26 protein-coding genes, 1 tRNA gene and 1 riboswitch are annotated in these 23,918 nt (G+C 33.5%); of the genes, 12 read left to right on the forward strand and 15 right to left on the reverse strand.

Features of this window, described 5'->3' with window-relative positions:
- Nucleotides 1-46 precede the first annotated feature (46 nt).
- The 3 genes from BLT84_RS11475 to BLT84_RS11485 are packed head-to-tail and all read right to left on the reverse strand — an operon-like array spanning nucleotide 47 to nucleotide 3,018.
- Complete coding sequence (locus tag BLT84_RS11475) at nucleotides 47-859, reverse strand: ABC transporter ATP-binding protein (protein WP_091265822.1); 813 nt, start codon at nucleotides 857-859, stop codon at nucleotides 47-49.
- Entirely contained in the window at nucleotides 847-1,878 is a 1,032-nt protein-coding gene (locus tag BLT84_RS11480) for an iron ABC transporter permease (RefSeq protein WP_091265825.1), read from the reverse strand. The genes BLT84_RS11475 and BLT84_RS11480 overlap by 13 nt, the downstream gene beginning before the upstream one ends.
- Nucleotides 1,879-3,018, reverse strand: a complete 1,140-nt coding sequence (locus BLT84_RS11485; protein ID WP_091265829.1) for an ABC transporter substrate-binding protein — start codon at nucleotides 3,016-3,018, stop codon at nucleotides 1,879-1,881. It lies immediately after the preceding gene.
- Between the two features lie 67 nt (nucleotides 3,019-3,085).
- A riboswitch (cobalamin riboswitch) is annotated at nucleotides 3,086-3,372 on the forward strand.
- Between the two features lie 64 nt (nucleotides 3,373-3,436).
- Here BLT84_RS11485 and BLT84_RS11490 point away from each other — a divergent pair.
- A complete protein-coding gene (locus BLT84_RS11490; protein ID WP_091265842.1) occupies nucleotides 3,437-5,371 on the forward strand; it encodes a TonB-dependent receptor plug domain-containing protein in 1,935 nt (644 codons plus the stop codon).
- An 80-nt stretch (nucleotides 5,372-5,451) separates the two neighbouring features.
- On the opposite strand, the gene BLT84_RS11495 is transcribed toward BLT84_RS11490, so the two are convergent.
- Nucleotides 5,452-6,909, reverse strand: coding sequence for a S41 family peptidase (locus tag BLT84_RS11495; RefSeq protein WP_091265845.1), 1,458 nt, complete (start codon nucleotides 6,907-6,909; stop codon nucleotides 5,452-5,454).
- Nucleotides 6,910-7,028: 119 nt separating this feature from the next.
- Here BLT84_RS11495 and BLT84_RS11500 point away from each other — a divergent pair, with 119 nt between their 5' ends.
- The 4 genes from BLT84_RS11500 to BLT84_RS11515 are packed head-to-tail and all read left to right on the forward strand — an operon-like array spanning nucleotide 7,029 to nucleotide 9,070.
- On the forward strand, nucleotides 7,029-7,538 hold the full coding sequence (locus BLT84_RS11500) for an RNA polymerase sigma factor (protein WP_034892026.1): 510 nt from the start codon (nucleotides 7,029-7,031) through the stop codon (nucleotides 7,536-7,538).
- On the forward strand, nucleotides 7,525-7,986 hold the full coding sequence (locus BLT84_RS11505) for a hypothetical protein (protein ID WP_091265848.1): 462 nt from the start codon (nucleotides 7,525-7,527) through the stop codon (nucleotides 7,984-7,986). Before BLT84_RS11500 ends, BLT84_RS11505 begins: the two co-directional genes overlap by 14 nt.
- Before the next feature lie 11 nt (nucleotides 7,987-7,997).
- Nucleotides 7,998-8,525, forward strand: a complete 528-nt coding sequence (locus BLT84_RS11510) for a DUF4252 domain-containing protein (protein WP_034892032.1) — start codon at nucleotides 7,998-8,000, stop codon at nucleotides 8,523-8,525.
- Nucleotides 8,526-8,527: 2 nt separating this feature from the next.
- Nucleotides 8,528-9,070 carry a DUF4252 domain-containing protein gene (locus BLT84_RS11515; RefSeq protein ID WP_091265851.1) on the forward strand — a complete coding sequence of 181 codons (543 nt, stop codon included), beginning with the start codon at nucleotides 8,528-8,530 and terminating at the stop codon, nucleotides 9,068-9,070.
- Between the two features lie 80 nt (nucleotides 9,071-9,150).
- On the opposite strand, the gene purB is transcribed toward BLT84_RS11515, so the two are convergent.
- From purB to BLT84_RS11530, 3 genes are all read right to left on the reverse strand, one after another.
- The gene (gene purB, locus BLT84_RS11520) at nucleotides 9,151-10,488 is read right to left on the reverse strand and encodes an adenylosuccinate lyase (protein ID WP_091265854.1); all 1,338 of its coding nucleotides are present in this window, start codon (nucleotides 10,486-10,488) and stop codon (nucleotides 9,151-9,153) included.
- A 104-nt stretch (nucleotides 10,489-10,592) separates the two neighbouring features.
- Nucleotides 10,593-11,279, reverse strand: a complete 687-nt coding sequence (locus tag BLT84_RS11525) for an SIR2 family NAD-dependent protein deacylase (RefSeq protein WP_091265857.1) — start codon at nucleotides 11,277-11,279, stop codon at nucleotides 10,593-10,595.
- Between the two features lie 135 nt (nucleotides 11,280-11,414).
- Nucleotides 11,415-11,488, reverse strand: a tRNA-Met gene (locus tag BLT84_RS11530).
- A gap of 195 nt (nucleotides 11,489-11,683) precedes the next feature.
- On the opposite strand from BLT84_RS11530, the gene BLT84_RS11535 reads away from it, so the two are divergent.
- Complete coding sequence (locus BLT84_RS11535) at nucleotides 11,684-12,073, forward strand: START-like domain-containing protein (protein ID WP_034892317.1); 390 nt, start codon at nucleotides 11,684-11,686, stop codon at nucleotides 12,071-12,073.
- A 53-nt stretch (nucleotides 12,074-12,126) separates the two neighbouring features.
- Entirely contained in the window at nucleotides 12,127-12,972 is an 846-nt protein-coding gene (locus BLT84_RS11540) for an aminotransferase class IV (protein ID WP_091265860.1), read from the forward strand.
- 6 nt (nucleotides 12,973-12,978) lie between these two features.
- Here the strand turns inward: BLT84_RS11540 and BLT84_RS11545 are convergent, their stop codons facing one another.
- From BLT84_RS11545 to BLT84_RS11565, 5 genes are all read right to left on the reverse strand, one after another.
- Nucleotides 12,979-13,539, reverse strand: coding sequence for a YqgE/AlgH family protein (locus BLT84_RS11545; protein WP_034892323.1), 561 nt, complete (start codon nucleotides 13,537-13,539; stop codon nucleotides 12,979-12,981).
- Between the two features lie 118 nt (nucleotides 13,540-13,657).
- Complete coding sequence (locus BLT84_RS11550; RefSeq protein ID WP_034892326.1) at nucleotides 13,658-13,930, reverse strand: HU family DNA-binding protein; 273 nt, start codon at nucleotides 13,928-13,930, stop codon at nucleotides 13,658-13,660.
- 185 nt (nucleotides 13,931-14,115) lie between these two features.
- Nucleotides 14,116-15,063, reverse strand: coding sequence for a methionyl-tRNA formyltransferase (gene fmt / locus BLT84_RS11555; RefSeq protein WP_091265862.1), 948 nt, complete (start codon nucleotides 15,061-15,063; stop codon nucleotides 14,116-14,118).
- A complete protein-coding gene (locus BLT84_RS11560) occupies nucleotides 15,060-16,964 on the reverse strand; it encodes an ATP-dependent DNA helicase RecQ (RefSeq protein WP_091265866.1) in 1,905 nt (634 codons plus the stop codon). The genes fmt and BLT84_RS11560 overlap by 4 nt, the downstream gene beginning before the upstream one ends.
- Before the next feature lie 2 nt (nucleotides 16,965-16,966).
- Nucleotides 16,967-17,506, reverse strand: a complete 540-nt coding sequence (locus BLT84_RS11565) for an AAA family ATPase (RefSeq protein ID WP_091265870.1) — start codon at nucleotides 17,504-17,506, stop codon at nucleotides 16,967-16,969.
- Between the two features lie 82 nt (nucleotides 17,507-17,588).
- On the opposite strand from BLT84_RS11565, the gene BLT84_RS11570 reads away from it, so the two are divergent.
- From BLT84_RS11570 to murA, 3 genes are all read left to right on the forward strand, one after another.
- On the forward strand, nucleotides 17,589-17,882 hold the full coding sequence (locus BLT84_RS11570; RefSeq protein WP_034892336.1) for a DUF493 family protein: 294 nt from the start codon (nucleotides 17,589-17,591) through the stop codon (nucleotides 17,880-17,882).
- 129 nt (nucleotides 17,883-18,011) lie between these two features.
- Nucleotides 18,012-18,653 carry a DUF4290 domain-containing protein gene (locus BLT84_RS11575; protein ID WP_034892339.1) on the forward strand — a complete coding sequence of 214 codons (642 nt, stop codon included), beginning with the start codon at nucleotides 18,012-18,014 and terminating at the stop codon, nucleotides 18,651-18,653.
- A 14-nt stretch (nucleotides 18,654-18,667) separates the two neighbouring features.
- Entirely contained in the window at nucleotides 18,668-19,981 is a 1,314-nt protein-coding gene (murA, locus tag BLT84_RS11580; RefSeq protein ID WP_034892342.1) for a UDP-N-acetylglucosamine 1-carboxyvinyltransferase, read from the forward strand.
- Between the two features lie 80 nt (nucleotides 19,982-20,061).
- Here the strand turns inward: murA and BLT84_RS11585 are convergent, their stop codons facing one another.
- Nucleotides 20,062-21,519, reverse strand: a complete 1,458-nt coding sequence (locus tag BLT84_RS11585) for a nicotinate-nucleotide adenylyltransferase (protein ID WP_034892345.1) — start codon at nucleotides 21,517-21,519, stop codon at nucleotides 20,062-20,064.
- 98 nt (nucleotides 21,520-21,617) lie between these two features.
- Between BLT84_RS11585 and BLT84_RS11590 the strand changes: the two genes are divergently transcribed.
- Both BLT84_RS11590 and BLT84_RS11595 read left to right on the forward strand, forming a co-directional pair.
- Nucleotides 21,618-22,385 (forward strand): MBL fold metallo-hydrolase, encoded by a 768-nt coding sequence (locus tag BLT84_RS11590; RefSeq protein ID WP_091265873.1) that lies wholly within the window; start codon nucleotides 21,618-21,620, stop codon nucleotides 22,383-22,385.
- On the forward strand, nucleotides 22,385-22,882 hold the full coding sequence (locus BLT84_RS11595; RefSeq protein ID WP_091265876.1) for a hypothetical protein: 498 nt from the start codon (nucleotides 22,385-22,387) through the stop codon (nucleotides 22,880-22,882). Before BLT84_RS11590 ends, BLT84_RS11595 begins: the two co-directional genes overlap by 1 nt.
- Here the strand turns inward: BLT84_RS11595 and BLT84_RS11600 are convergent.
- Both BLT84_RS11600 and BLT84_RS11605 read right to left on the reverse strand, forming a co-directional pair.
- Nucleotides 22,879-23,538, reverse strand: coding sequence for an alpha/beta hydrolase (locus BLT84_RS11600; RefSeq protein WP_091265880.1), 660 nt, complete (start codon nucleotides 23,536-23,538; stop codon nucleotides 22,879-22,881). The genes BLT84_RS11595 and BLT84_RS11600 overlap by 4 nt on opposite strands.
- Before the next feature lie 3 nt (nucleotides 23,539-23,541).
- Complete coding sequence (locus tag BLT84_RS11605; RefSeq protein ID WP_091265884.1) at nucleotides 23,542-23,871, reverse strand: DUF4870 domain-containing protein; 330 nt, start codon at nucleotides 23,869-23,871, stop codon at nucleotides 23,542-23,544.
- Between the last annotated feature and the right edge of the window lie 47 nt (nucleotides 23,872-23,918).

Raw genomic sequence — 23,918 nt, forward strand, 5'->3', positions numbered from 1 at the left:
GAATTTCTTTTAAAAGAAATTATGAAAAATTAGGGAGTAACGTATTTTAAGTTTTGATCTTAAAAGAATTGGAGATCTTATCAAAAACTATAAGATCTGAAGGGAAAAGTGTAGCAAAAGAATCATTTTCAATAAGTTGTTTTGGGCTTCCTACGCTAACTCTATCTGGCTGCATTAAAACAATCTTATCACAAAGCTGAAGTGCAAGATTGATCTCATGAGTAGCAAATAGAATGCTTTTATTGGTTTGAACACAAAGCTTTTTAAGCAATTTAAGAATATACGCTTGGTGGTAAATATCTAAATGGGTAGTAGGTTCATCTAAAATTATAAGAGGAGTATCTTGAGCAATGGCTCGCCCTATAAGAACCTTCTGCAGTTGACCATCGCTTAATTCAAAACACTTTTTATCCCTTAACTCAGTAATTCCAACAAGCTCTAAGGCGGTGTTTATTTGCTGAATATCTTTTTTACCTAAAGTGCCAATCCAATTGGTATAGGGTTGTCTACCCAAAGCAATCAACTCAAAAACGCTTAAATTCTTAGAGATAGGTTGTTCTGTAAGTACGATACTTATCAATTCTGAAAGATCTTCCGGAGAGATGTTTTTTAAAGATTTATTATTGATGGAAATACTACCATCGAGTGCGTCTTGTACTCCAATTAAACTTCGCAATAATGTAGATTTTCCAACGCCGTTTACGCCAATTAAAGCTACTAACTCCCCTTGATTTACATCAAAATCTATATTAGAAGCAATAATACTTTTAACATTTTTGCTCTTATAACCAATTTGAAGATCATTAGCGCTAAGTACTGTATGGAGGTTTTTAGTTTCGATAGGTTCTAAAATAAAAATTTACGTTTTCTTACCAATAACCAAATTACAACAGGCGCACCAATTAAAGAAGTAATTGCATTTATGGGTAAAGTATATTGTGAGCCCGGTAATTGCGCAGCGATATCGCAAATAAGCATTAGAATAGCACCTCCCAAGATTACAGCGAGTAATATTATGCTATGATCATTAACTGGTATTACTTGTTTTATTAAATGCGGGACTGCCAACCCAACAAAAGCTATTGGTCCTGCAAAAGCTGTAATACTTCCCGCAAGTAGGCTGGTAGATATTATAATAAGAATTCTGTTTCTAGATATGCTCACTCCTAAACTTTTAGCGTATTGTTCCCCCAGCAGTAAAGAATTTAAATTCTTGATACAGAAGATGGCTATAATTATCCCTACAAACCAAAATATTGATAAAATGCCAACTTCATTCCAAGCTAAATTTCCTAAACTTCCAAAAGACCAGAAAATATATTGTTGTAATTGTGCAGCCGAACTAAAATAGGAGAGTACACTTACCACTGCAGCTGTTAGGCTGGCAAACATAAGCCCAATGATTAATATGGCCATAGTATCTCGCAATCTAGATGATGCTAATAAAACGGCAAATAGAACTAATAAACTTCCAATACTGGACGCCAAGACAAGACTCCATTTAGATAATAAGATGGTAGCGGTAAAACCTCCAAATAGGCTAGCTCCCATCAATAATATCGCTACTCCCAAACTCGCTCCAGAACTTAGACCTAAAACATAAGGACCAGCCAACGGATTTCTGAATAGCGTTTGCATTAAAAGTCCGCTAACGGCAAGACCGGAACCGGTTAAAATAGCTGTAAATACTTTTGGTAATCTATATTCTGAAATTATATATCTATGACTTTCAAGACTTACCTCTCCGTGAAAAAAAGTACCTAAAATATCCTTAAGTGGAATACTTACAGATCCTAAACTGAGATTGATAAAAGCAATAACTACTAGTAAAACCAATAGTATTAGTAATAATCCTCTGTATTTCTTTGTTTTTGGCATTTAATCCAGAGGTTTGAAAAAGGTAGGTTTGTAATCTTTTAAAAGCTCAGGATGAAATATGGAAATTAAATCTTTAAGTACAAGATCCGGCCTATTTGGAGCTAATTCATAATATAAGACACCACCGGTAGCTCCCATAGTATTGCTATAAGTGAAAACCTTTTTGTTTTGAACGGCCTTAAATTGTTTGTAATGTTGGGAAGTTTCGTATAACTGCTCATAACTTTGAAATTGACCTGGAGCCACCCAGAAATCTGCGTTTTGAGCATCGTTGAGAACAGATTCAAAGGAGAGAGCTTTACTGCCACTTCCTTCTGTGTCTTTATAAATATATGATGCGTTGGCATCTTTAATGAATTGAGCCTGCCAAGAATTTCCGTAGGGTACAAACCATGAATCTTTATACATAGACCCTGCGATGACTAATGGGGTTTCATCTACAGATTGTGCTAGTTGCTTTGCTTCCTTATAATTCTTAGCAATATCATCGTAAATTTCTTCCGCTTCTTCAGATTTATCGAAAAGGGCTCCAAAGAATTTGATCCATTCTGCTTTTCCCAAAGGAGATTCTTCGGTCCAATCTCCATTAAAGATCACTGGAATTCCACTTTTCTCAATAGTGTTATAGGTTTTATTATTACCATCTATGGCAAAACCTATAACAAGATCAGGTTCTAATGTGATAAGAATTTCGGTATTGATCGCTTCATTTTTACCAAGCTCTACGATCTTATTTTCAGCTATTAAAGCTCTTGTAGTTTCTGAAGAAATATAATCCAACCCGGGGAAACCTATTAAAGCTTCAGTTTCATCTAAAGCTTCAAGTGAAGGGATGTGAGTAGTGGAAGTGAGGACAATACGTTTTATAGGAATATTAATTTTTTTATCGAATTCTATTGTAGATGGTACTTTACTTTCATCTTCTACCAATAGATATTTAAAACTTTTTTCGGCATTTGGCCAAGGATCTGTAATGGTTAAAATCTTATATCCGTTGTATTTCGAAATGGTAAATCCATGCGCATTTTCAATTTTCAAAGATTCGCCGATTTCTTGAGAAGTAGAATCTACTTCATTCTTTTCTTCATTTTTACAAGAGAGGAAAAGCAGGGAAATGAATAAAATTAGAATAGGTCTCAAAGATTTAATTTTGGTTCAAAAGTAAGATTATTTAGAATTTTTACATCTTAAGAAACATAAATGTTTAATTTCGCATCGAATTTTTGGTTTGACATGGAGATTATCTAAATAAATAATAGCCTGTCAATTAAAAGGGAATCAGGAAAATTGAAATTTTTAAAAGAATACATACTCTTTAAAAGTTTTGATGTAATGCCTGAGCTGTTCCCGCAACTGTATGCTTAGTCTAAGACGGTATTTTGCCGAATTAGATGCTTGATGTTATTACTTCAAAAAAACCACTGTTCTTTTTTGAATGGGAAGGTAAATATCAAGACGCGAGCCAGGAGACCTGCCAATATTCACCAAATGTCAAACTTTCGGGATAAAAGTTTGGTGTAGTATACTACATCTTTTCTCCTGGCAATAATTTAAAAACATGTTTAAAAAATTATGGGTATGCAGTGCATTGTTATGCACCGGTTTGTCTTTCGCACAACAAACCAAAATCGAATCTTTAGACAGCGTAGTGCTAATAGATTCAAAATTTGAACTGAAACGTGAGAATAGTGGTAAGGTAGTTACCAAAATTTCAGCTAAAGATTTAGAGAAAAGCGCCGGGCTAACCATTCCGGATCTAATTAACAAGGTTTCCGGAATTGAGATTAATGGAACTAGAAGCACCGATGGTCAGAATCTTGGATATTATGTTCGAGGAGGAAGAAACCGACAGGTATTAATTTTGGTAGATGGGGTTCAATTAAGTGATCCTTCTTCTATCGCAAATGATTTTGACCTTCGATTATTGCCGTTGGATCAAGTAGCTTCAATAGAAATTGTAAAAGGAGCGTCTAGTACTTTGTATGGCTCTGGAGCTGCAACCGCAGTTATTAATATTACTACGAAGACTCCAAAAGATAAAAAGATATCGCTACAGTTACAATCTACTTTGGGTACCAATCAATCGCAAAATAATCAAGATTATGATATAGCACAATTTGATAATTCTGTTGGTGTAAGCGGAAAGTTATCTAAGTTCGATTATCAGGTAAATTTTAGCAACAGATATTCAGAAAATATGTCTTCTATAAATTCTGAAGATGAAACTGTTCAATTTGAAGATGATCCTTTTTCAAAATACAATGTATATGCAAGACTTGGTTATAAAATAAGCGATCAGTTGAAGTTCTATTTCTACGGGAATTATGATAAATTCAATGCAGATTATGACGATTCTTTTATGTATGCTGATGCTAATAATGAGTTGGAAAGTAGACAAGTTAGAACCGGAAGCCACTGGGTAGCCACCTATAAGAATGGAAGTTTCATTTTTAGTGATAGCTATACCGAGTCTAAAAGGGAAATATTCTCAGATTATCCAAGTAAATATGATAGCAAGGTGTACGCTTTTGATGCTTGCAATAAATATGTTTTTAACGATAAGTTTCATACCGTACTTGGTGTAAATGGAGTGTTTAGTAGTTTTAACAGCTATAGTATTCCTTTTGGAGAATCAAATTTTGAACAAACGGTAAGTGAAGATGTAGCAGATTTTGATATTGTAGATCCCTATGTAAATGTGGTCTATATTTCTGGAACTGGGCTTAACGTTAATGCCGGTACGAGGTTGAATATTCACAGCGAATATGGGTCTAATTTGGTGTACAGCCTTAATCCTTCTTACTCTTTTAAACTAGGTGCTAATTCATTAAAAGCGTTAACTTCTTACAGTACGGCATATATAACTCCTTCGCTTTATCAGTTATTTGACAGCAGCTATGGGAATACAGAACTCGATCCAGAGGAAAGTAGCACCTTTGAAATTGGTTTAGAATTGAATACCAAAGCTTTTAATATGAATTACAGTTTGGTTTACTTCAATAGAAATACCAAGAATTTCATAGATTTTGTAACTGTAGATCCTGAAAATTATATTTCTGAATATCAGAATATCGGGGAAGAGTTTAATGCAAGCGGACTAGAATTTGAATTTAGTTTAGATCCAATTGAAAATTTAAGTCTTACTGGTAATTATACCTACACAAAAGCGGAAGAGCGCTTTGCTCTTAGAATTCCTGAGCATAAGATCAACCTAAAGGCAGGGTATCAAATTTCAGATAAAAGTTATACTTCTTTAAGTTATCAATTCAATGACGACAGAACCGATAATTTTTACAATAATGAAACCTTCGCTAATGAAACTGTGGTATTAGAAAGTTATGGAATTTTAGACTTTTACTATAGCCAGCAAGTGAGCGATCATCTAAAAGTTTTTGCAGGAGTAGATAATATCTTTAATACTGAATTTCAAGAACTTTATAGATATACAACTAGAGGTAGAAATGCACGTTTAGGAATTGCGCTTAATTTTTAATCGGAATACTTAATTAGATTAAAAAGAAAAGGGTTCTGAAATTTCAGAACCCTTTTTACATTGTAAATATGTATTGTTAACTATTCAGAAACTTTTCCTGGAAGTGCATCAATATACATTCTTTGATAATTCAAGTCATTCATGCTGCTTTCTGCAACAGGATCAAATAATTTATAATCTCTAGAAATCGATCTTCTATTACCTTGAATAACGTCTAAAGCAGCTTTAAGTAGTGGCTCATTTGCGTCTCCAAGTACACCTAGATTTTCAATATCTTCAAAGATCTCGATATCTGGGATTAGACCATCTACATAATCTGAAACTCCGTTTGCATTAGCAGATTTTAATACTAAAGGTTGCATAGCGTAAGTATGCTTTGGATTTGCATTAGCTCTTCCAAAATTTGAAGAATCATATAAGGTTACAGAGGCTTGGAATTTACCGGTAGTAGTTCCACCAACTTGTACCACGTCTATGTAAGGATCTAGTCCGTTAATAATAAGTTCACTTGCAGAAGCTGTTCTATCTGTAGTTAAAACAAATAATCTAGTTAGATTAAGGCTATTGATCATCTCTCCATTGGTAATGGTAGTATTAAATTTGTTCAATAATCTTTCTGGTTCTGTACTCTCGAAATAATCTTGATAATCTTTATTCCATTGTTCTTTAGAAAAGATCTGTCCAGCGAATTGTCCGGTGATCATAGAAGCAAGATCTGTAGCAGTTCTTACAGATCCACCACCATCATATCTAAGGTCTAAAACTAATTCTTTAACTCCTTCAGCTTTAAATTGCCCAAAAGCAGCATTTAATTCCGGATCATAATCTGATACAAAACTGTTATACATTAAATAACCAACTTTTTGTCCTGCTACCTTTAAGGTTTTAGCAATAAAAATTGGGTTCGCATTGTACTCACGCTGGGTAAGATCTGCAGTAACCCCATTTTCAGAAATATTGCTATCAGACAATGTAGCAAATCCTAATGTGTAAGAATTTTGATTTAATAAACCCTGATAGTTAGAAACGGTAAGTTGTTGTCCGTCTATTTGAGTAAAGATATCTCCTCTTTTAACTCCGGCTTCAGAAGCAGATGTATTTGGCTGTACATAACGTACATAACCAAAGATATCATTAGAAGTTGCAGAAAATCTTACCAAACCATAGGACATTCCGGTAGTTGTACTAATACCGCTAAAGGTTTTTTCTAATTCTACATAATCATCAACTAAAAAGCTAAATCTATCTTGAGGAGCTGTAAGGCCATCGTAAAAAAGATCTTCAGGAGTGTCATAATTATCTAAAAAATCATCTCTATCTTCTGTACTGGCAAAATAATTATCTCCTAATTGAGCTACATCAGCCTTATAAAGATAAATCTCATTAAGTCCACGATAGATAAATCTTTCTACCGTAAGATCTTTAGGTTCTCCCGGTTCTGGTGTAATAGATTGTGGAGAATCATTATTATCATCAGAACAAGCGGTTAAAGCACCAATTAAGAATAAGGTTAAAAGGGGGCGTTTAAAAATTTTCATAGTTTTTTTGTTGTATATAATAAGTTTCTAAAAGTAATTAAAAAGTGTAAATTAAAAAATTGTAACAAAAGTAATTCTGATTCGTCGTAGTAATAAGAGGGCTAATACAAACTAACCAAATGAACCAAAGAACCTTTTTGAGATTAATAGATCCCATTCAGGATAAGATATATCGATTGGCACTTCGATTGCTAACCTCTAAAGAATCTGCTCAAGATGCTTCTCAAGAAATAATATTAAAATTATGGAATCATAACAATAAACTCAAGGATTATGCCAATATAGAGGCATTTGTAATGACTATGACAAAAAATTACTGCTTAGATCAGTTAAAATCTAAACAAAATAGCAATGTAAAAATAGTTCATAATAATTATGAAAGTCGAGAGAAGAGTTCTTATGAGCAATTAGAGATCAAAGATGAATTTGAGCATATCGATAAAATTTTGGATGCACTACCTCATCAACAAAAGCTGATCTTTCAACTAAGAGATGTTGAACAATATGAATACGAGGAGATATCAAAAATCACAAAAATGAATGAAACTGCCATTAGAGTGGCACTTTCAAGAGTTAGAAAAAAAATAAGAGAAGAATTACTTAAAACACATCGCTATGGAATTAACTAAAATTGAAGCGTTACTTATAAAGTATGATGATGGAGCAACAAATCTTAAAGAAGAGATAGTACTAAAAGAATATTTCGCCAAGGGAGATGTGCCAGAACAATGGAGCGCTTATGGTGTTATGTTCGCTCATATGAAAAAAGCCAAGGATCTAAGGTTGGAAAATTCTTCTAAGATATCTTCGAAGATCAAAAATAATAGATCTAAATATGCTCTTGTAGGAATAGCTGCAAGTTTGGCACTTGCTTTGGGTGTATTTTTCTACGAGGATAACAATCATGAAAATTTAGTTTCTAGTACAGATTATGGAACCATTGAAGATCCTGAAGAAGCATACCTTAAAACCAAACAAACGTTACAGATGATTTCTGAAGTTTTTAATAATGGGAAAGAAGATCTGGGGTACATAAAAGAATTTAATAATACAAAAGATAAATTTATAAACGAGTAAATCAAAAAACGATGAAAAAAATAATTTTATTAGTAGCAATAGCTTTAGTCTCTTTAGTAAGTAATGCTCAAAACTTTCAGAAGTATGAGAGTATGAAAGATGTAGATGCTATGGTGATGACCAGTAAGATGTTTAAACTTCTTGCTAAGGTAGATCTTAATTCTACAGATCCGCAAGCTCAACAATATATCAATCTTATCGAGCATTTAAAGGAAATTAAGATGTATACCACAAATAAGCAAACCATTAGAAGCCAAATGGCAACAGATGTATCTTCTTATTTAAGCAAAGGATCTCTAGAGCAATTAATGAGAGTTAATGAAGATGGTAAAAATATTAAATTCTATTCTAAGCCGGGAAGAAATGAAAATTTTGTGAGCGAACTTTTTATGTTTATGGAAGGAGAGAAAGATGGTAAACCTATCTCCGTAATTTTAAGCATCACTGGTGATATAGATCTTACACAATTATCTAAGCTAGCCACAGATCTTAAAGTTCCAGGAGCTGAAGAATTAAAAAAAGTAAATAAAAAATCTTAATTATGAAAACTTTTAAATTTATAGGTTTAGCAGTGGTAGCTGTAATGATGGTTTCTTGTAACAGCAATCAGAGCCTACAGGAATATTATGTAGATAACCAGGGAGATAAAGAATTTGTAGCAGTAGATGTTCCCACCAGTTTGTTTGCCAATACCGAAGCTCTAAACGAAGATCAAAAGAGAACGTTAGAAACGGTTAAAAAAGTAAACGTAATCGCCATTCCTAAAAAACCTGAAAATCAAGAAAAGATTAACATCGAAAAAGATAATATTTCTAAAATCTTGAAAGATGAAAAATATCAGCTTTTAATGAAATTTGGTGGCTCTAGTACCAAATTAGAGGTGTATTTTACAGGTAATGAAGAAGCTGTAGATGAAATTATAGTTTATGGATATAATGATGAGAAAGGAATGGGTATTGCCAGGGTTTTAGGAGACAATATGAATCCTAGTGATATTTTGAACCTTGTTAGTTCTATGCAAAAGGGCGATATAAATATGAGTGGTTTAAAAGAAATAACGGGCATCTTTGCAGATAAATCTTAAGCTAGATAACCATATTATAATTTAAAAAGCCCCGAAATATGATCTGTTTCGGGGCTTTTTAATAGATGTGATCTAGCTATTTAGATTCCAGTATAATTTTGTGGAGTTATAGTTTTCAATTCTTCTTTTACGCTTTCTTCTACTTCTAAGGTTTCAATAAAATTAGCCATGCTTTCTTTATTTATAGCCTCATTAGTACGTGTAAGTCCTTTTAAAGCTTCATAAGGATTTGCATAGCCTTCTCGTCTTAATATAGTTTGAATTGCTTCTGCTACTACAGCCCAGTTATTCTCCAGATCGCCTTGAATTTTTGCTTCATTCAATAAAAGTTTATTTAATCCCTTTAATGTAGATTGGAAAGCGATAAGTGTATGCCCTATTGGAACACCTATATTTCTTAATACAGTACTATCTGTTAGATCTCGCTGTAATCTGCTTACCGGTAGCTTTGCAGAAAGATGTTCAAACAAAGCATTCGCTATTCCTAGATTTCCTTCACTATTTTCAAAATCTATCGGATTAACTTTATGCGGCATCGCAGAAGATCCTACTTCTCCTTTTTTTATCTTTTGTTTGAAATAATCCATAGATACATAAGTCCAAAAGTCTCGATCTAGGTCTATTAAGATTGTATTTATTCTCTTTAAAGCATCAAAAAGAGCCGCCATGTTATCATAATGCTCAATTTGCGTGGTTGGAAAAGAGTGATCTAATTTCAAAGTTTTTTCCACAAAGTCAGATCCAAAAGACTTCCAATCTATAGCTGGATAGGCTACGTGATGTGCATTATAATTTCCTGTTGCTCCACCAAATTTAGCAGAGTTAGGGATCATTTTAAGTTGTTTTAATTGAGCGTTAAGCCTAGTAACATACACTTCCATTTCTTTACCAAGACGTGTAGGAGAAGCAGGTTGACCATGCGTTCTTGCTAGTAAAGGAATATTTTTCCAGTCTACGCTAAGATCATTAATTTTTTCAATAATATCGTTAAGAACCGGTAGGTAAACATTTTGTATAGATTCTTTTAAACTTAATGGAACTGCTGTATTATTTATATCTTGAGATGTAAGACCAAAATGAATGAACTCCTTGTACTGTTGTAATCCAAGTTGATCAAACCTATCTTTAATAAAGTATTCTACAGCCTTAACATCATGATTTGTGGTGCTCTCGATCTCTTTTACCGCTTCTGCATCAGTACTAGAAAAATTTAAGTAAATATTTCTTAACTCTGAAAAGATATCTGAATTTACAGTTTTTAACTGAGGTAAGGGTAAGGTACAAAGCGCTATAAAATATTCAATTTCAACTCTTACTCTATATTTGATAAGAGCTTCTTCGCTAAAATAAATTACAAGGTCTTTGGTTTTTTGAGAATATCTACCATCAATAGGTGAGATTGCTGTAAGCGGCGTCATTTTTAATGATTTAAAATTGAAAGGTTAAAGATAGCGCTTTAAGCAATTCTAAGCTTACAGATTTTATTATTTTAAAGTAAAACTTTTTTATAAAAATAAGTTTCTTACTCAGCTTCAACTAAAAGTCTTTTCGATAATTCAGGAACCCCTAGTGCAGCTTTTTCTCTTATAATTTCAAGATATTTACTAGGATATATGGCAGGATTTGGATCTATAAAGTAAATAGGGATTTTAGCAGGTGAAAAATCTAGTAGTGCTGCTGCAGGATAAACCTGCATGGAAGTGCCTACAATTATTAATATATCTGCCTCTTCTGTAATCTCTATAGCATGTTGCAGTTTTGGAACCGGTTCTCCAAACCAAACCACATGTGGTCTTAATTGATGATTAAATTCACAAAAATCTCCTACATTAAGGTCTGTTTTCCAATCCATTACCAGATCTTCATCAAAAGTACTTCTTACTTTTAAAAGTTCTCCATGCAGATGAGTTACATTAGAACTGCCAGCTCTTTCATGAAGGTCATCTATGTTTTGCGTTATAATGTGAACATTATATTTTTCTTCTAGATCTCGCAATGCATTATGAGCTGCATTAGGTTCAACTTCTAAAAGTTGTTTTCTTCTAAGATTGTAGAAGTTAAGTACATTTTCTTGATCTCTAGCCCAACCTTCTGGAGAAGCAACATCCATAACATTATGGCCTTCCCAAAGACCATCCACATCTCTAAAAGTTTTGATTCCGCTTTCTGCACTAATTCCAGCGCCGGTTAATACTACAATATTTTTCATGAGGAATAGTAGGTTATTGACATTGAAGGAATCAAAGTATAACTTTTAATTTTATAATCCAATGAAATATGAATAGGCGTAAAGTGAAGAAAATAAAAAAACCGCTTAAAATTTATATTTTAAGCGGTTTTGAAGTAGCGAGAACGAGATTTGAACTCGTGACCTCCGGGTTATGAATCCGACGCTCTAACCAACTGAGCTACCTCGCCAAAAGGTAAATGATTTCAAACTAGTATTTTAACAGAGAACCTTTATGAATAAAGAGCTTCGCTGCTCAAAGTTTGCGGCTGCAAATATATAAACAATTTGAATTGAGGCAAACTTTATTTTAAAAAACTTTTAAAATCTTTTCTTTTAATGTTTCCAATTAATATTTATATTGCCCAAAATCTAACAAATACAGCATGGAAGATAAAGTTAAGTACGAAATGGAATTTCCTATTCAGGCATCTCCTTCGTTATTATATCAATATATTTCAACCCCTTCAGGATTAAGTGAATGGTACGCAGACAACGTAAACTCTCGTGGAGAACTATTTACATTCATCTGGGATGGCTCTGAAGAGAAGGCAAAGCTGGTAAGTAAGAAGAATGGAGAGCGCATTAAATTTAGATGGATAGAAGATGAGGATACTTCATATTTCTTCGAAATTAGAATCCAGGTAGACGATATTACAAAAGATGTTTCAATCATGGTTACAGATTTTGCAGATGATGAAGATGAAATTGCAGAAGGAAAAATGTTATGGGAAAATATGATCTCTAACTTAAAACAGATATTAGGTTCGGTTTAGAAATCCTTATATAAATAGTATCTTTGCCCCGTTTCTAAAAACGGGGTTTTTTTATGATGAATTTTAATGGAAGTTTAGTAGAGAAAGAGCAAGCAACAATTTCACCAAATAACAGAGGTTTGGCTTACGGTGATTCTGTATTTGAGACCATTCGTGTAATATCAGGAAAAATAATGTTTTGGGAAGATCATTATTTTAGACTTATGGCTTCTATGAGAATCATGAGAATGGAAATTCCTTCAAATTTTTCTCCGGAATTTTTAGAATCTGAGATTTTAGCGTTGGTTAAGGCTAATGATCTGGAGACTTCACCTGCTCGCGTAAAGTTTACAGTTTGTAGAATGGAAGGTGGATATTATAGCCCAACAACCTTAGAAGTAGATTATTTAATCCAAGCATCACAACTGCCCAATTCTTTTTATCTATTAAATCAGGATCCATATGAAATTGAACTTTTCAAGGATCATTACATCACAAGCGGACTTTTATCTACAATCAAGTCTAATAACAGAGCTGTAAACGTTCTAGGAAGTATCTACGCTAAAGAAAACAGTTATAACAACTGCTTGCTGCTAAATGAGAAAAAATCTATTGTAGAAGCTTTAAATGGGAATATATTTCTAATTAAAGATAATAAAATCAAAACGCCTCCTCTTACTGAAGGTGCTTTAAACGGTATAGTGAGAAAACAGCTTTTATCCATTATTAAAACTCTTCCAGAACTGGAAATTGAAGAAGCTGCTATTTCACCTTTTGAACTGCAAAAAGCAGATGAGCTTTTTATTACTAACGTTATTGTTGGAATCCAGCCAATAACAAAATATAGAAAGAAAGAATTTAAGATCGAGGTAACAAAAGAAATACTTTCTAAACTTAACGTAAAAGCTAGATTAGGTTAAAAGATCTTAGTTATAACTTGGATTTTCTGGTGCATTGGACCAAAGCATATAATTTCCACCAAGTTCTATCATCTTATCTTTCCAGAAAGATCTATAGGGTCTTTCTATAATATCTTTAGCGTCTTGGTGAGCGGTGATTATCCAAGAATTAGAATTTAATTCTTCCTGTAATTGTTCCGCATCCCAACCTGAATATCCTAAGAAAAAACGGATCTGTTTTTCTGTTATCAGACCTTTAGAAATTAATTCTTTTACCGCATCAAAATTTCCTCCCCAATAGATGCCATTTGCTATTTCTATACTGTCGGGAATTAGGTCTGGAATTTTATGAATAAAATATAAATTATCCTGTTCTACAGGCCCGCCATTATATATTTTAAAGCTCTTGGTAAGGTCTGGAATTAGTTCCTGAAGGGTAAAATCTAAGACTTTATTTAAAATAAAGCCTATAGATCCATTTTCTGAATGTTCTGCTAGAAGTACTACAGACCTATTAAATGAGACATCTCCAATTATTGAAGGTTCTGCAACTAATAGCAATCCCTTAGTTGGTTTTAAAGCTATCATAAGCCTATCTTTTGTTTAAAGCTAAAGATTTATTTAACAAATTCAAATTTTAACTAATTTTTTTTCCAAAAAAAAACTCTCCCGGAGGAGAGTTGTACTTTATAATTGTGGTAAATTCTTAGTTTACAGCTTTTTGTAAATCTGCTCCGGCTTTAAATTTAACTACATTCTTAGCAGCAATTTTAATAGTATTTCCGGTTTGTGGGTTTCTTCCTTCACGTGCAGCTCTTTTAGATACTGACCAAGATCCGAATCCTACTAAAGATACCCGATCACCTTTTTTAAGAGACTTTTCAACGTTCTCTAAAAATGATTCTAATGCTTTTTTTGCGGCAGCTTTCGAAATTCCTGCATTCTCAGCCATTGCATCGATTAAATCTGTTTTGTTCATAATTTGAATTTTAAATTACTTGTTGGTTAAACATTCTGTTAATTTGCTTTACAAATTTATGTGGATATTTCAGCCGTGCAAGTAATATCAAGGGAAAAGCGAGTTTTTGTTAATAACTTAGGTAAATTGTTAATAACATTTGCTTTAAAAATCTAAAATTTGTTCATTTCACTATTTATAAGGGTTCACAGAACTTTCGCCTCTTCTTCAAAATTAAATCCGTTTAAAAGCTGCTTCACTTCCATTTTTCGTTTTCCGGGTAACTGAATTTCTTTAAAAATTATATATGCATCTTTAGCACTCACTTTTAAGGTCTTATTCTCTACTACTAATCTTCCTAAAGGCTCATTGTGATCCATATCTTCGATCTCAACTTCAAAAACTTTTACCTTCAACTCTTCATTTCCATTTTGTATCAATGTCCATGCAGTTGGGTACGGGTTTAGTCCTCTTACGTGATTCTTGATATCTTTCGCATTTCTACTCCAATCTATTTGAGTGTTCTCTTTAGTGAGTTTTGGAGCTTCCTTGAGATCGTTATTATCAATTTGTTTGGTAGTGCTAATCTTATCTTGTTTCAATAGTTGTAATGTCTCTGTTACGAGCTTAGCTCCTGTGTTCATCAATTTATCGTGAAGATCTCCTAAATTATCTTCTGGCAAAATCTCAACCTCCTTTTGTAAGATCATCTCTCCTGTATCTATCTTTTCATCTATAAAAAAGGTGGAAACACCTGTTTTGGTCTCTCCATTAATAATAGCCCAATTAATTGGAGCTGCACCGCGATATTGCGGTAGTAGTGAGGCGTGAAGGTTAAAGGTTCCAAGTGCCGGCATCTGCCATACTGCTTTTGGGAGCATTCTAAATGCTACAACTACCTGTACATTTGCATTCAGTTCTTTTAATTCTTCTAAAAAACCTTCAGATTTTAAATTGGTAGGTTGCAATATTTTTAAGTTGTTGGCAACAGCAAACTCCTTTACAGCACTTTCTTGAAGTTTTCTTCCTCTTCCCGCAGGTCTGTCTGGGGCGGTAATAACTCCAACTACGTTAAATTTATGTTCTATGATCTCCTTAAGGGTTGAAACCGCAAACTCCGGAGTACCCATAAAAATTATTCTTAAATCTTTCATGTATTTTTTATTTTGAATGTTTTATTGGGGTTTAAAACAATGATATCTTTATCTAATAATAGTTGAAGAACTTTTAAAATGCCATTTTCTGGATAGGGTAAAGATGCTACCAATTCTCGAGAATTTTTCTCCTGCATTTCTAAGGCTTTAATAATGGCCTCATATATCCGTTTAATCGTTTCTTTTTTAACCTTTTTTTCCGGAGTTAGGCATACCGAGCAAATACCACAATTGGTAGTGACCTTTTCACCAAAATATGATAATAGCTGCCGGCTTCTACAGATCTTATCATTTTCTACATAATTTAAAAGCGCTGTAATCTTATCTTTTTTATTCTGGCTTTGGGATTTTATATATTTAGAATAGGGGTAAATGCTGCTTTCATCTTCTCTTGGAACAAGAAATGTAATGGAAGCATCATTTTGTTGATGTTCAAATTCTGCAATCCCATCTTTTTTTAACTGCTGAAGTACTTCAATAGCTTCTTTCTCTATAGTGCCAGCTTTAGAACAAATTGCAGCCAGGTTTATAGCAACTTTATTTTCAAATATTCCTCCGTATGTTCTTAGAATTGATTTTACTATTGGGTCAAACTTTGGATTTTCCTCAAGATAATAGAATAATGCTTTATTGGAAATTATAAACTGAAGCTTTGCTGACTTCTCAAATTGTTGAGATAATTTTAATACACTAATTCTATCAAGTAGCTGAAGGGTATTATAAGCTTTGAGATAGTTAAGTTGATATCTATTGCAAAATTCTGAAAAATTAAAATCATGCGTTGTGTCTAAACCCTCTCCAAACGCAATTTGAAAATAGGAGGTAAGCTTCTTATAAACCAATAACACAAACTCAAGATCTGGTAAATTATTTAAGAACTGACTTTTTAAATGAGGAATATCGCTATTATTTGTGATAATTGTAGCTGTAGCGGGTTTTTCATCTCTTCCTGCTCTTCCTGCTTCCTGAAAATAACTCTCTATACTTTCCGGAAGATTTAGATGGATTACATGCCTAACATTTGCTTTATCTATTCCCATCCCAAAGGCATTAGTAGCTACCATGATCTTGGTTTTTTCCTGTAGCCATGAGTTTAATCTTAAAGATTTCTCAGAAGAAGACAATCCACCATGAAATGCCTTGGCAGTGTAACCATAATGGGTTAATTCTTGAGCGATCTCTTGAGTAGCATTTCTACTTCTTACGTAGATTATGGAAGATTCTTCTTTATTATTTAAGATAGTTCTTAGCCTATAGATCTTATCTTCAGTTCTCAATACCTGAAATGCAATATTCTCTCTCAAAAGGGTTTTTTTATAAACCTTAGGAGAAGTTAGAAGTAATTGTTTTCTAATATCTTCCACCACTTCTTTTGTGGCAGAGGCTGTTAAAGCCATTACAGGCGTTTCCGGATGTAGTTCCCTTAGAACCGAAACATTTAAATATGCAGGTCTAAAATCATGGCCCCATTGGGAGATACAATGGGCTTCATCTATAGCTATTAAATTAACCGGCATCTGTTTTATACGCTGTTGAACGAGATCTTGCTGAAGGCGTTCTGGAGAAAGATATAAGAATTTATAATTTCCGTAGATGCAATTATCTAAAAGCGTATCCAATTCAGAATAAGAGATACCGCCAGTTATAGCAAGTGCTTTGATGCCTTTTTGATGGAGTGTTTTTACCTGATCTTCTATTAATGCAACTAAAGGGGAGACAATAATGCAGATTCCTTCTTTTAATAATGATGGGATCTGGAAACATATGGATTTGCCGCCACCTGTAGGTAAAAGCGCAATAATATCATCCCCCTTATAGGCCGCTTCTATAATTTCTTCCTGTAACGGTCTAAAAGTGTGATGTCCCCAATATTTTTTTAATATGTCTCTTGCTTCCTGCAAATTTATTTTCCCAGGTTACTTAAAATAAAGTTACTGCGTTCATCTACAGAGAGTTTTGGAACTTCAATAGGATCGTAGCCGTAGTTAATATAAGCTTTTTTTAGAAACTCATGTATTAGAACGGCTTGCTCAAAAGATTCATAGCGCTCATTGTCAGTTTTATAAATTTCTTGCCAAGGTGGCATCAGGAAGATCTTAGTGTAGGTATGATGCTCACAGGCTTTCGTAAATTCTTTAGGATATTCTGTTCCAAAGTAATCCATATAGGCTACTACATCTGGGATACCGCGATCTATAAAGATTATTTCTTCTGAAATCTCTTTAGCCTGCAGATGTTGATTTACCCTGGCTTCTAATAATTTCTTGCTAAATAATAGCGGTTGGTCTAAAAATAATTGCTCAATTCCTTGTCTTTGAGCTTCAAGCGTAATCTCTCTAGAAACTTCATGAAGGCATGAAAAGCCTTTAGTTTCTAGATCTACTATTACTGATGATTTTCCGGTACCGGGACCGCCGGTAATTACAATTCTTTTATTTTGCACTTTGCAAATTTCGGTAATTGTAATTGATAAAAAAAATGAATCATTACTTGTATATTTGTAACCTAACAGATTAAATAAGATTATGGAACCCTCAAAGAATCCTGAAGATTTTTACGCAAAGTTAAAATTGCAATTGCAAGACACAGCGCTTTGGCCTACAGAATATCTATATAAGTTCATAGTGCCAACAAGTGCTTCTAAAGTAGAGCAGATACATGATATTTTTGATAACCTTGGAGCTGTAATTACCACGAAGAAATCCAAAACAGAAAAATATACCAGTGTCTCTGTAAATGTGAGAATGAAAGATGCAGATGCTGTGATAGAAAAATATAAACAAGTAGGTTCTCAGGTAGAAGGGGTAATATCTCTATAATATTATCGTTTTGGGAATGATAAGGTTTGATTTTTATTCATTTTAAACAATAGGGCAGTTGAATAATATTTAGTATTTTGCAGCCGATATAATTTCTACCAAGTTAATTATCACCTTTAAATTTCAATTTTGACATACGAATTAGAATATAACTCTGAAAGGAGCAAGTTGATCATTCCAGAATATGGAAGGCATCTCCAAAAAATGGTGGAACACGCCGTTGCAATTGAAGATGAAACTGAACGTAATAAAGTTGCTAAATCTATTATTGCGGTAATGGGTAATATGCAGCCGCACCTTAGAGACGTTCCAGATTTCCAACATAAATTATGGGATCAGCTTTTTATAATAAGTGATTTCAAATTGGATGTAAATTCTCCATACCCGAAGCCTTCAAAAGAGCTTTTAGAGGAGAGACCGGAAACAATGACTTATCCTCAAAATTTCCCAAAATATCGTTTCTACGGAAATAATATTAAGAGAATGATAGATAAGGCGTTACAATGGGAAGATGGAGATCTTAAAGAGGCTTTGATCTATGCTATTGCTAACCATATGAAGAAATCTTACCTTAATTGGAATAGAGAAACGGTAGATGATGAAGTGATCTTTGATCATTTAAAGGAATTGAGCGGTGGCAAAATAAATCTTAAGAATAAAGAAGAAGATCTTAGTGAAGCAGCAAATCTATTGCGCGGTAATAAGAAATTCAAGAATACCCCTAAAAAGAGTACACGTAACAACAATCCACGCGGACGCAAGCGTCATTAAAATATTATTACCCTATGGGAACTTTTCAAATTGAAGGGGGCCACGCCTTAAGCGGAACTATTCAGCCTCAAGGTGCCAAAAATGAAGCCCTACAAATTTTATGTGCCGTTTTATTAACACCAGAAAAGGTCATCATCAATAACATTCCAGATATTGTAGATGTGAATAAATTGATTACCCTTTTAAAGAATCTTGGTGTTAAAGTTGAAAAACTTAAAAAAGGCAGCTATTCTTTCCAAAGCGATGCTATCAATTTTGATTATTTAGAAAGTGAAGCTTTTAAGAAAGATGGGAGTGGATTAAGAGGATCTATTATGATCGTTGGTCCGCTATTGGGGAGATTTGGAAAAGGATATATTCCTCGTCCCGGTGGAGATAAAATAGGAAGAAGAAGACTAGATACCCATTTTGAAGGATTTGTTAATCTGGGTGCAAAATTTAGATATAATAAAGAAGAACGTTTTTATGGAGTGGAAGCTCCAGACGGACTTCATGGTGCAGATATGTTGTTGGAGGAAGCTTCTGTAACAGGAACTGCTAATATCCTAATGGCTGCAGTTTGGGCTAAGGGAAAGACAACAATTTACAACGCTGCTTGTGAGCCTTACTTACAACAACTATGTAAGATGTTGAATTCTATGGGAGCCAAGATTGAAGGTGTAGGTTCTAATCTTTTGCATATTGAAGGAGTAGAAAGTTTTACAGGTTGTGAGCATACTATTTTACCAGATATGATAGAAATTGGTTCTTATATAGGTCTAGCTGCTATGACAAAAAGTGAGATCACTATAAAGAACGTAGGTTGGGAACATTTAGGAATTATCCCTAGAACATTTGAGAAATTAGGAATTACCTTAGAGAGAAGGGGAGATGATATTTTTATTCCTGCGCATACCAATGGTTATGAGATCCAGAGTTTTATTGATGGTTCTATAATGAATATTAGCGATGCTCCATGGCCGGGATTTACTCCAGATCTTTTGAGTATTATGTTGGTAACAGCAACTCAAGCAAGAGGAAGTGTGCTAATACATCAAAAAATGTTTGAGAGCAGATTATTCTTTGTAGATAAATTAATAGATATGGGAGCTAAGATCATTTTGTGTGATCCACATAGAGCCACTGTTATCGGTCATGATTTTCAATCTCAGTTAAGAGCAACAACTATGACCTCTCCAGACATACGTGCGGGAGTGTCATTATTGATCGCTGCCCTTTCTGCAAAAGGAACTTCTACTATTCATAACATAGAGCAAATAGATAGAGGATACGAAGATATTGATGTAAGATTACGTGCTATAGGAGCAAAGATCACTAGAATAGATTAGATAATAGCTCTTATAATAATAACATAAAAAAAGCGATTTCAATTTGAAACCGCTTTTTTTATGCAGTAAATAGAAATAATCTATTTTGCTTTTTCTTCTATTTTGGCCTCTTGATATCCAAATAGATGTTGATCCTTGATCATTGATGTTGTTCTTTCCGGTAACATATTTTCCCAGCCAGATTTTCCTTCAGAAATCATTTGCAATACTTCTCTAGAGAAGATCTGTAGAATATCCGGATTGAAGTTTTCTATATCTACAACTTTTCCGTTGTATTTAAAGAATTTATAGAGTTCCTTCATTCTAGGATGTACCTTAAGGTTTTCACTTGTTATAAGCTCCCCAGTATCTGGATCTTTTAGCGGATATAGATAAACTTTAAGATCTTTAAAGAATAGCTTTCCAAAAGCTTCTAAAATTCCACCACTTAAGTGACGGTAATATTTTTCATCAAATATATCTACCAGATTATTAACTCCCATGGCAAGACCCATTCTCTCTTTAGAGTATCTAGAGAAATATTCTACTACTTTATAATACTCCTGAAAGTTGGAGATCATTACTGTTTGGCCGAGTGAGCATAATAATTCTGCTCTATCCATAAAGTCTCGTTCATCTATTTCTCCTTCAGCACGTAAATTTGAAAGCGTAATTTCAAAGATAACTTCAGTATTTTCTTCTTCTACCTTACGCTCTTTAATGAATAACTCTAAAGAACGTTTATACATATCCATGTTCACCTTTGTTACAGGTCTGTAACTTCCTCTTAATGCAAGGATATTCTTTTTGTAAAGAATCTTAGCAGGCAAAACGTTATTTCCATCCGGGGCAAACATAACCGCTTCTGTCATACCATTTTTAACAAGTTGCAAACTCATAAGTCTGTTATCTACTTGCTCAAATCGAGGTCCGGAGAAATTGATAGTGTCAATTTCTATTTGATCTTTATCTATATGATCATATAGATATCTCAATAATTTCTTAGGATTATCATACTTATAATAAGCACCGTATATGAGGTTTACTCCAAGAATTCCTAAGGTGTTTTGTTGTAAACGAGCATCATTTTCGTGAAAACGAATATGAAGACTTATTTCGTTATATGCTTCATTAGGATCTACCTGATATCTAATTCCAACCCAACCATGACCTTTATATTGCTTGGCAAAATCTATGGTTGCTACGGTATTTGCGTAACTAAAAAATAATTTATTGGGATGTTTCTCTCGGCTAATGCGTTCTTCGATCAAATTGATCTCATGAGAAAGCATCTTTTTAAGTCTATTTTCAGTTACATAGCGCTTATCATCCTCTACACCATAAATAGCATCACTAAAGTCTTTATCATAAGCGCTCATAGCCTTTGCTATGGTACCGGAAGCACCACCAGACCTAAAGAAATTCCTTACAGTTTCCTGACCTGCACCAATTTCTGCAAAGGTCCCGTAAATATTCTCATTTAGATTGATGCGTAATGCTTTACTTTTAATTGAAGGAACATTTTCAAATTCTCTGTCCCCCATAATGGTAATGGGCATATATATATCTTTTAATAACAACGTTATGTTGGACAAAGGTACTAAAACAGGATACTATAGAAAAAAATTATATTTACTTTTGTAGAAAAATAAAACTTTTGGAAATCATATTTTTAGGAACAGGTACTTCACAGGGCATCCCTGTAATAGGAAGCACTCATCCTGTATGTTTAAGCACAAATTCTAAGGATAAGCGCTTGCGGGTTTCTGTGATGGTTAAATGGGAAGACTATAATATTTTAATAGATTGCGGGCCAGATTTCAGAACTCAAATGTTAAACCATAATATAGATCATTTAGATGCTATTCTCTATACTCATGAGCATAATGATCACACGGCAGGTCTGGATGATATTAGACCTTATTTTTTTAGACAGGGAGATATTCCTATATATGCGCATAAGCGAGTGCTTATATCATTAAAAAAGAGATTTGAATATATCTTTCAAACAGAAAATAAATATCCAGGAGCACCTAGTGTAGCGGTGAATGAGATAACCAATTCAAACTTTACTTTTAAAGATCTTACTATAACTCCTATAGATACTATGCATAACCGTTTGCAGGTATTTGGTTTCAAAATAGAAGAATTTGCATATCTCACAGATGTCAAAACCATCGAAAAGGAAGAAATAGAAAAATTAAAGGGAGTAAAAGTATTGGTAATAAATGCTTTAAGGAAAGAATCTCATCATTCACATTTTAATTTGGAAGATGCTCTAGAATTTATAAATAAAGTGAATCCAGAAAGGGCGTATCTCACTCATATAAGTCATTTAATGGGATTTCATGATGAAGTACAGGCAGAGTTGCCAGAGAATGTTTTTTTAGCTTATGATAATCTTAAAATTAAAATTAAAATGTAATGCGCAGTAAAATTTTTATGTATATGTTCATTTTTATGTTGATGCTTACGATCTTCATCTACGTAAATGATAAAAAAATATTGGAAGCTAAACAAAACACCATAGAACTTTTAGATGCAAAAGTGAAAGGCTTGCAGACAGAAAATGACTCTTTATTAAGCAAAAATTTAGATCTCAATTATTTCTCTCTAGATCAAAATGACGGGGCTATTACGTATTTTGAAGATAGAGGTATTGATGCAAAAGAATTATCTCAAAAAGTTGAAGATGCTATCATAAGTCGAAATCGTGCTGAAGATGATAATGAGTTGATTCCATTTGCAGGAATGGAAGGGGTAATGCGAATAAATAAAGTAAAGATCTTAAACCATAAATGGATCATTGCAGATTTCACTGATGGAACTTATTGGGGAGAATTGTTGCTCTCATACGATTTGGATGAGAACAACAATCTTATTCTTAATACTGAAAAATCTTTCTTATATCCTCAGGATTAGAGACGCGTTCTCAGCCATTCTTTTAGTTCCATAAAATTTTGTGGAGCAACACTATGGCCTACGGGAAATTCTGAATATTTATGTTCAATATTTAATTCTGAAAGTAGTTCTGGAGCTTTCCTAGCCCAATCTATAGGAATTACCTGGTCTTGACTTCCATGAGAAGCATAAACAGATAACTTTGAAAAATCATTTTGTTTAAAATTATCTGCTATAATATCATAATTTACATATCCACTTAGGGCAATTAAATTCTTAATTTTCTCTGGATGACTTAAGGCCACAGCATAGCTAAGAATTGTTCCCTGACTAAACCCTAACAAGGAGATATTTTTCGCATCTATTGGATAATATTCTAAAGCTTCATCTATAAAATTTGCAATCTTATCTCTAGATTCAATGGCTTGTTCATTGTTGCTAAATTTATTCTGATCTGCATCGAAGTTAATTGCATACCAAGCATTCCCGTATGGCTGTAATGGGTAAGGTGCTTTTACAGAAATAATGAATAGTTCTTCGGGAAGTTCACCTGCAAAAGAAAATAGATCATTCTCATCACTTCCATATCCATGAAACATGAATAAGACTGGAGCTTTTTCTAGCTGCCCGATTGGAGCTTTAATTATATGTTGTAAGGAAAGTTGTTTTGTAGTCATATATCAATGTATTGTACTAAACCATTTTTGAAAATGTTCGCCTAAGAGCGGAATTGGTCTTTGCTCTCCTTGGATAGCGGTTATTAAACCATAAATTCCTAAAACTAGTATAAAGATCCAAAAAGAATAGGTGATCATCCAGTTATCAAATATGCTTACCAGCGCTCCTAATAGATAGAAAGCTAGATGTATTCCTAAAGCTTGTCTTATATGAAAACTGGCAAATGGATTTTTCGAATCGTTATTTATAAAATAGGCTATAATGGTACCTACGATTGTAAAATAAGCTACAATTGCAGCGGTTTTTCCATCATTTGCAACAGGACTGTTCATAGATGATAATTTTTGATTGATTATTGCACAAAGTTACGTAATCTAAA

The sequence above is a fragment of the Gillisia sp. Hel1_33_143 genome (assembly GCF_900104765.1).
Taxonomy (GTDB): domain Bacteria; phylum Bacteroidota; class Bacteroidia; order Flavobacteriales; family Flavobacteriaceae; genus Gillisia.